General features: G+C 34.8%; 10 protein-coding genes. 7 read left to right on the top strand and 3 right to left on the bottom strand.

Annotated features, from left to right (window positions below; genetic code table 11):
* Positions 1–119 precede the first annotated feature (119 nt).
* The 3 genes from AACZ30_RS11480 to AACZ30_RS11470 all read right to left on the bottom strand — a co-directional run bounded on the left by AACZ30_RS11480 (position 120) and on the right by AACZ30_RS11470 (position 1,342).
* Complete coding sequence (locus AACZ30_RS11480) at positions 120–614, bottom strand: Dps family protein (RefSeq protein WP_339649474.1); 495 nt, start codon at positions 612–614, stop codon at positions 120–122.
* A 98-nt stretch (positions 615–712) separates the two neighbouring features.
* Positions 713–1,033, bottom strand: coding sequence for a phosphoribosylpyrophosphate synthetase (locus tag AACZ30_RS11475; RefSeq protein WP_075326524.1), 321 nt, complete (start codon positions 1,031–1,033; stop codon positions 713–715).
* Between the two features lie 159 nt (positions 1,034–1,192).
* A complete protein-coding gene (locus AACZ30_RS11470) occupies positions 1,193–1,342 on the bottom strand; it encodes a hypothetical protein (RefSeq protein ID WP_177195636.1) in 150 nt (49 codons plus the stop codon).
* 227 nt (positions 1,343–1,569) lie between these two features.
* Between AACZ30_RS11470 and AACZ30_RS11465 the strand changes: the two genes are divergently transcribed.
* From AACZ30_RS11465 to AACZ30_RS11435, 7 genes are all read left to right on the top strand, one after another.
* Positions 1,570–2,577, top strand: a complete 1,008-nt coding sequence (locus AACZ30_RS11465) for a LacI family DNA-binding transcriptional regulator (RefSeq protein WP_339649472.1) — start codon at positions 1,570–1,572, stop codon at positions 2,575–2,577.
* Between the two features lie 118 nt (positions 2,578–2,695).
* Positions 2,696–3,754: a dTDP-glucose 4,6-dehydratase gene (rfbB, locus tag AACZ30_RS11460; protein ID WP_339649471.1), complete on the top strand. Its 1,059-nt coding sequence runs from the start codon at positions 2,696–2,698 to the stop codon at positions 3,752–3,754.
* A complete protein-coding gene (rfbA, locus tag AACZ30_RS11455) occupies positions 3,751–4,623 on the top strand; it encodes a glucose-1-phosphate thymidylyltransferase RfbA (protein ID WP_339649470.1) in 873 nt (290 codons plus the stop codon). The genes rfbB and rfbA overlap by 4 nt, the downstream gene beginning before the upstream one ends.
* A gap of 285 nt (positions 4,624–4,908) precedes the next feature.
* Positions 4,909–5,733, top strand: coding sequence for a 3'(2'),5'-bisphosphate nucleotidase CysQ (gene cysQ, locus AACZ30_RS11450; protein ID WP_339649469.1), 825 nt, complete (start codon positions 4,909–4,911; stop codon positions 5,731–5,733).
* 134 nt (positions 5,734–5,867) lie between these two features.
* Complete coding sequence (gene cysC, locus AACZ30_RS11445) at positions 5,868–6,461, top strand: adenylyl-sulfate kinase (protein WP_339649468.1); 594 nt, start codon at positions 5,868–5,870, stop codon at positions 6,459–6,461.
* A 1-nt stretch (position 6,462) separates the two neighbouring features.
* Positions 6,463–7,368 (top strand): sulfate adenylyltransferase subunit CysD, encoded by a 906-nt coding sequence (gene cysD / locus AACZ30_RS11440; protein ID WP_339649467.1) that lies wholly within the window; start codon positions 6,463–6,465, stop codon positions 7,366–7,368.
* An 84-nt stretch (positions 7,369–7,452) separates the two neighbouring features.
* The coding region (locus AACZ30_RS11435; RefSeq protein ID WP_339649465.1) for a GTP-binding protein at positions 7,453–8,373 on the top strand (921 nt) is incomplete at its 3' end.

Here is an 8,373-nt window from a genome sequence, read left to right as displayed (position 1 = left end):
CCAGGATTGCAAGTAAGAAGTTGGGTAGATTTAAAATTAAGGCATCAAGCCAACTAACTAACTTTGCGGTGATCCCTTCAAGGGATTCTCTAAGGTTAAATTCGTCTTCCAATCTTTATTTATTTGCTGGATTTATGAGAATCTGTGGTTTTCATTTTCCAGGCATCTAGCATCCAGCTGGTTTTTTCTAACTCTCTTATGTAAGCACCAATTAAATCTATGGTACCTTCATCTCCTGCTTTATCTGCAGTTTCTACCACAGAGCGCATTTGTTTTAGTAAAGTACCGTGATCTTTAAGCAGGGTCTCAATCATTTCATAATCGGTTAAATCTGCTTTAGATTCTTTTAGGTTAGATGCTTCAAGATAATCGGTTAAATTACTAATGGGCGTATATCTTAGGGTAAGAATACGCTCAGCAATTTCATCTACTTTCAATTTAGCATCATCGTATAATTCCTCAAATTTCTCGTGTAAATCGAAAAAGTTTTTCCCAATTACATTCCAGTGAAAATTGCGAAGTTTTTGATAGTATAAATGATAATCTGCAAGCAGAACATTTAATTCATCTACAGTTTTACTTGTTTTTTCTTTATCGAGTCCTAAATAGCTCATAGTTTTAATTTATGGTTTTTAAAAATTCAATACAAAAATATAATAGTTTGAAGGATCAGCCAATAAAAAAGACTGATTTAATAGAAGTTTAACGAGGCTTAATTAATAGGGCGGTTATCTTTTAAATCAAGCTTTGCGATCATTTCTTTTGAAACCTGGCCGCTGGAAATTCCATAGCCGTCAACTAAAACTCCTTTGTAACCTTTAGAGGTAGTTATGGCGTAAAGAATGGCATTATCGTCAGGATTACTCATTCCTTCAAAACGTAATACTTTATCTACGTCAAAATCTTCTACTCCAAAAGTTTCGTCTTTAGATTTAAGCTCTATTTCTTCGTCAAGAAGGTTGAAATCGTGTTCGTAACCTTCTTCTAATTTTAATTTGTTTATCGCCTGGGAAAGCGTTCCGTAATCTTTCATCTTAAATTGTTTGATTGATTAATAATGTTAAATTACGTTTACAGGCCCTCATATGCAAATTAAAAATGCTGTTTAGGATAAGTTTAACTCCTTATAAAGCCTTATTTTTAAAGGCTTCAGCGGAAATATTTATTTTTGGTGTGAGAGATTTACCAGCTTTCAATTATCTTCTTCATTTTTATTATTTCCGAAGTTGAAAAAGCCTAAAGGAAACACCAATAGAAGAAAAAAATACCACCCGGTGACCAGGCCTACAATGGTGATAATTGCCGCAATTATGTAAAGCCAGTAAGATTTACGGAATTTCATAAATAAAAATTTAAATTAAGAACAAATTTATAAATAGGAAGCAATTTTGAATCTTTACTAAGATTTCTATCTACATTTATAATAATTTTAAAAACCTTTTTATCTTTCAAAAAAACTTTTGTGAAGTAGGGGTTTCTTAACTCACGAATTTATTGGATATTTGCAAATTAGCGATTTCGTTAAAATAAAATAAAGGAAAAGCGTTCCATTATTAAGAATTCAGCAAAATGAAAAATAAAATCACTTTAAAGGAACTGGCAAAATTACTGAATGTTTCAGTTTCTACGGTTTCTAAAGCTTTGCACGATAGCCCTGAAATTAGCCCTAAAACAGCAGAACGTGTTAAGGAACTTGCTAAACTTCATAATTATCGCCCCAACCCTGTGGCTGTAAATTTAAAAAGTAGTAAAAGCGGCACTATAGGAGTGATTATTCCCAATATTTCAAATACATTTTTTGCCAATGTACTATTAGGTATTGAGGCCAGGGCCCAGAAAAGTGGATTACAGGTGATTACCTATATCTCTAATGAAAAACTGGAAAGGGAACAGCAAATTGCAGAAATGCTAACCTCGGGATTTGTAGATGGGGTTCTTATAGCAATTTCAGAAGAAACACAACGTAAAAAGGAGTACGATCATCTTTTTAATCTTGTAGATTATGATATTCCGGTGGTTTTATACGATAGGATTAACCTGGATCTACAGGTAGATAAAATTGGTATAGACGATGAATATAGTTTGGAAGAAGCAACGCGTATGCTCCAGTCTCGGGGAATTAAGAAAATAGGAATTGCTACTTCAATACATCATTTAGGTGTGGGGAAACTAAGAATTACCGGATACCGAAACGCTCTTAAAAACCGGGATGATTTTTATATTGCGAATTCTTCAAAACCTGATTCTTTAAGGGAAAAAACACAGAAACTTCTGGTTGAAGATAAGGTAGAGGCAATTTTATGTACAGATTTTGTGAGTACGATGATGGTCTATAGATTGGCTTATGAGAATAAAATTAGTATCCCAAAAGATTTAAAAGTAATTGGATTTTTAAATGCTGATGTAGCGCGTTTTTTAACTCCATCTATAAGTTATGTAGAGCAATTTCCGGAAGAAATAGGAGAGCAAGCGGTAGATTTATTAGTGAATAGAATAGAAAATCGTATTGCCGGGAAACAACCAATAAATAAAACCATTAATACTAAATTAATTCATTTAGAATCTACAGATTTTTAGGCTTTCTTCGATAATAATTGATTCCAAACTTCGAGTTTTATTGTCAAAAACAGGTTGAAAGACCGTTTTAAAAGTGCTTAGAAAAACTATCTTTGAGCAGAAATCTATATTTTTTTAAATGAAATCTTTGAAAAGAAATATTCTTATAACCGGTGGTGCCGGTTTTATAGGCTCTCATGTAGTTCGTCTTTTTGTAAATAAATATCCTAATTATCAGATCTTTAATTTAGATGCCTTAACCTATGCCGGCAATCTTGAAAATATTAAAGATATTGAGAATGCCGAAAATTATCATTTTCTAAAAGCTGATATTACTGATGCTGATAAAGTAAAATCGCTTTTTCAGGAATATAAATTTGATAGTGTAATTCATCTTGCAGCAGAATCTCACGTAGACCGGTCAATTTCCAATCCGAAAATATTCGTAGAAACCAATGTTACCGGCACTCTAAATTTAATGGAAGCCGCCTTAGGGATCTGGAAAGAAAAGCTGGAAGATAAATTATTTTATCATATTAGTACCGATGAAGTATACGGTACCTTAGGAGAAACAGGGCTCTTTACGGAAGAAACCTCATATGCTCCAAATTCCCCGTATTCTGCTTCCAAGGCAGCCTCAGATCATTTTGTAAGAGCCTATGGAGGGACTTATAATTTACCTTATGTAATTTCTAATTGTTCCAATAATTACGGGCCAAATCAATTTCCCGAGAAACTTATCCCATTATTCATCAATAATATTATTGAGAATAAGTCATTGCCGGTTTACGGAGACGGAAAGTACACGCGAGATTGGTTGTATGTTATAGATCACGCCAAAGCGATAGATTTATTATTTCACGAAGGCAAAAATAAAGAAACCTATAATATCGGCGGATTTAACGAATGGCAAAATATTGATTTAATAAAGTTGCTATGTGAAATCATGGATGAAAAACTGAACAAAAGTAAAGGCGCATCTGAAGCCTTAATTACTTTTATAAAAGATCGTCCCGGCCACGATAAACGTTATGCTATTGATGCCAGTAAAATTAATAAGGAACTGGGGTGGGAACCTTCAGTTACTTTTGAGGAGGGTTTAATGAAAACAGTAGATTGGTATTTAAATAATCCCAAATGGATAGAAGCCGTTGTTTCGGGAAGTTATAAGGAGTATTATAAAGAGCAGTATTTATGAAAGGAATTATTCTAGCCGGGGGAACCGGTTCACGCTTATATCCACTTACTAAAAGCGTTTCAAAACAATTGCTGGCGGTTTATGATAAACCAATGATTTATTATCCGTTATCGGTTTTAATGCTGGCGGGTATAAAGAAAATCCTTATTATTTCCACTCCCGAAGATCTTCCTAATTTTCAAAAACTACTGGGAGATGGAGAAGCCTGGGGGCTTGATTTGTCTTACGAGGAACAACCAAAACCAAATGGTTTAGCTGAAGCTTTTATTATTGGAGAAAATTTTATAGGAAGCGAGGACGTATGCCTTGTTTTAGGAGATAATATCTTTTATGGGCAGGGATTTAGCAGTTTACTGGAGAATGCGGTTAGAAACTGTAAAGAATCCGGTCAGGCTACTGTATTTGGATATTATGTAAATGATCCAAAAAGATATGGTGTAGTAGATTTTGATGAAACGGGGAATGCACTAAGCATCGAAGAAAAACCGGAAAAACCCAAAAGTCATTTTGCGGTAACCGGACTCTACTTTTATCCTAATTCAGTTATTGAAATCGCCAAAAAATGTGAGCCAAGCGAGAGGGGAGAGTTGGAAATCACGAGTATCAACCAGGCATATTTGGATCAAAAAGAATTAAAGGTAGAAATTATGGGCCGTGGTTACGCCTGGCTGGATACCGGCACCCATGATTCTATGTTAGAAGCTTCCAATTTTGTACAAACTATAGAAAAAAGACAGGGTTTAAAAATTGCCTGTCCTGAGGAAATCGCTTTCAGAAAAAAGTATATAGATAAAGTTCAATTACAGAAACTGGCTGTGGAGCTTGAGAAAAGTGAATACGGGAAATATTTATTGAATTTGGTAAGATGAGCTAGTATATACCATATTGAATTACCATGCATTACTGATTTTATCAGTAAGAAAACCTTTAAAATCTTCATTCAGTCTAACGGAAGTCTATTGATTATGCCTTTTTTAATTAAGATATTCTGATTTTTACTTAGTTAAATCTTTTATTCTATTGTATTTCACAAAGAAAATAAGCCTTGAATTAGAATTTTAAAAATTTGAATATTTAAAACCCTATTAATTCGATAGACTAATGGGAAATATTATATTTGCGAAGTAATTACAGTATTGCCAATTAGTAAATGTATGAATAACGAAGTTCAAAATAATGATTCACAGGATTTCCTTGTGGCAATAAAAGCCGCTGTAAAAGCGGGCTTAGAAATAATGAGAGTTTACGAAACTGGTGATTTTCATGTGGAGCTTAAAGATGATGATTCACCAGTGACACTCGCTGATAAATCGGCTAATGATATAATAAATAATTATTTACAACCTACCGGGATACCTATAATCAGTGAAGAAAATGAGAAAATTGCTTTTTCTGAAAGAAAAAAATGGAATAAATGCTGGATAGTAGATCCATTAGATGGTACCAAAGAATTTATAAAAAAGAGCGGTGAGTTTACAGTGAATATTGCCCTTGTTGAGAATAACCTCCCGGTTTTTGGGGTGATCTATATTCCGGTAAGTAAAGAGCTTTATTATGGGGATGTTAAAGAAGAAAAATCTTTTAAGATTCTGATTAATAATGAAAACGAAATTAAAGGTTTGATAGATAAGGCACAGGAAATCTCTCCAGGTTTTGTTGAAAAAACTATTAATGTGGCAGGGAGTAGATCTCATATTAATAAAGAGACGCTTAGCTTCATTGAATCGATAAAAGAAAAATATGAGCAGCAGGTTAATGTAATTCCGAAAGGAAGTTCTCTTAAATTTTGCCTGATGGCCGAAGGACTTATAGATGTTTATCCAAGGTTAGGACCAACTATGGAATGGGATACGGCTGCCGGTCACGCTATTTGCAAAGCTGTTGGGTTAAAAGTAATCGATAAACAAACGGGGAAAGAAATGGTTTATAATAGAAAAGTATTGTTGAATAATTCCTTTGTAGTTTCAAATCTAGCCTAAGAACTTTAATTAAACAATGCAGGTTCTTTTGAAATTGTAATGGAAATGCATTTATGTTATCTTCACAACATATTTAGTGTAAAATCAGCGGTGAAATCTGATGGTTTTTTCTGTTGAAAATTAGAAAAGATAATATGAGTAATATCCAAACTTTTAATTTTTCCCTGGGTAGAAAAGAGCGTAATAAGCTGAATAACCATACTTCGTTTGTAGTTTGGTTTACTGGCTTATCGGGTTCGGGAAAATCCACCCTTGCAAATATGGTAGAGAGACTACTTTATGAAGCAAAAGTTAGGACTTTTGTTTTAGATGGCGATAGTCTAAGAAACGGACTTAATAAAGATCTGAATTTTAGCACTAAAGAAAGAGAAGAAAATCTTAGGGTGGCAGCTGAAGTAGCAAAGATTTTGGTTAATTCCGGCTCTGTGGTGCTGGCTTCCTTTATTAGCCCGAAACAAACTAATAGGGATATGGTGAAAGAGATTATTGGAAAGGATGATTTTATAGAGGTTTTTGTAAATACAAGTTTAGAAACCTGTGAAGAGCGTGATGTTAAAGGTTTATATAAAAAGGCAAGAGCGGGAGAAATTAAAAATTTTACAGGTATTGATTCCCCTTATGAAAAGCCTTTAAATCCTGATATTGAAATAAATACTGAAAGGGAAAATCTGGAAGAAGCAGCTCAAAGAATTTTAAAGCTGCTTCAAAAGAAACTTGAATTAAAGTGAAATGAGCAAATATTATTTAAATTATTTAGACGAGTTAGAGTCAGAAGCCATCTATATACTAAGAGAGGTTTGGGCACAGTTTGAGAATCCTGTAATCTTATTTTCAGGAGGAAAAGATTCAATTTTGGTGACCCATCTAGCAAAAAAGGCTTTTTATCCCAGTAAAATTCCATTTGCATTAATGCATGTAGATACCGGGCATAATTTTCCGGAAACCATTCAGTTTCGAAACGATTTAGTTGAAAAACTTGGCGTAAAATTAATTGTGGGTTCTGTTCAGGATTCTATAGACCAGGGTAGAGTAGCCGAGGAGAAGGGTAAGAATGCTACCCGAAACTCTCTTCAAATAACCACTTTGCTTGATACTATTGGAGAAAATAAAGTCGACTGTGCTATTGGCGGCGGAAGAAGGGATGAAGAAAAAGCACGGGCCAAAGAACGTTTCTTTAGTCATCGTGACGATTTTGGACAGTGGGATCCTAAAAACCAGCGACCTGAACTTTGGAACTTGCTAAATGGAAAGCATTTTGAAGGCGAGCATTTCAGGGCTTTTCCTATAAGTAACTGGACAGAAATGGATGTTTGGAACTATATTAAAAGAGAGAATATAAGTATTCCTTCTTTGTATTTTGCTCACGAACGGGAAGTTGTTTTTAGAAGTAACTCCTGGATTCCTGTTTCAGAATATTTAAAGATGGAAGAAGGAGAAAAAGTAGAGAAGAAGAAAATCAGGTTTAGAACCCTGGGAGATATTACTATTACCGGTGGAATAGAATCTGATGCCGACACCCTTGAAAAAATTGCACTTGAAGTTTCAGCAATGCGCAAAACGGAGCGAGGTGATCGTTCAGATGACAAACGTTCTGAAACTGCAATGGAGGATAGGAAGAAACAAGGATATTTCTAGGTAACGTCATCCTGAACTTGTTTCAGGATCTAACAAGAAGATACTGAAACAAGTTCGATGTGACCTTCACAAACAAAATTAAAAATGGAAATAAATAACAACCAACTATTACGATTTACCACCGCTGGAAGTGTAGATGACGGTAAAAGCACTTTAATCGGGCGGCTTTTATATGATTCCAAGTCGATTTTTGAAGATCAACTTGATTCAATAACGGCGACAAGCGCAAAAAAAGGACACGATGGTATTGATATGGCATTGTTTACCGATGGTCTAAGAGACGAAAGGGAACAGGGTATTACCATAGATGTAGCCTACCGTTATTTCACCACCCCAAAGCGTAAATTTATTATCGCAGACACTCCCGGGCATATTCAGTATACAAGAAATATGGTTACGGGAGCCTCAACAGCAAATGCCGCGGTTATTTTAATAGATGCCCGCCACGGAGTAATAGAACAAACCAAGCGACATTCATTTATCGCCTCTTTATTGAATATCCCGCATCTTATTGTATGCATCAACAAAATGGACCTGGTAGATTATTCAGAAGAGGTATATAATAAAATTATAGGACAGTTTGAAGAATTTTCTTCCAAACTATTGATGAAAGATGTTCGTTTTATTCCTATTAGTGCCCTATTGGGAGATAATGTGGTAAACCGCTCAAACAATATAGACTGGTACCAGGAAGGTACTTTGCTAAGCACGCTGGAAAACCTTCATATAAGCAGTGATATAAATAAAATAGACGCTCGTTTTGCTGTACAAACTGTTTTAAGACCTCAAAATGAAGAATTCCGGGATTACCGCGGTTATGCCGGGCGAATCGCTAGCGGAATTTATAGGGTGGGTGATGAAGTAGCAGTATTGCCATCAGGTTTTCAATCAAAAATCAAATCCATTAATGCCGGGCAGCAGGAAGTTCAGGAGGCTTATGCACCCATGAGTATTTCAATGACCCTGGAAGATGATATAGATGTAAGCAGAGGAAATATGATTGTA

This window comes from uncultured Salegentibacter sp., assembly GCF_963972535.1.
Taxonomy (GTDB): Bacteria; Bacteroidota; Bacteroidia; order Flavobacteriales; family Flavobacteriaceae; genus Salegentibacter.
Note: the sequence above shows the minus strand (reverse complement) of the source record. Positions and strands in the feature narration are given on the sequence as shown.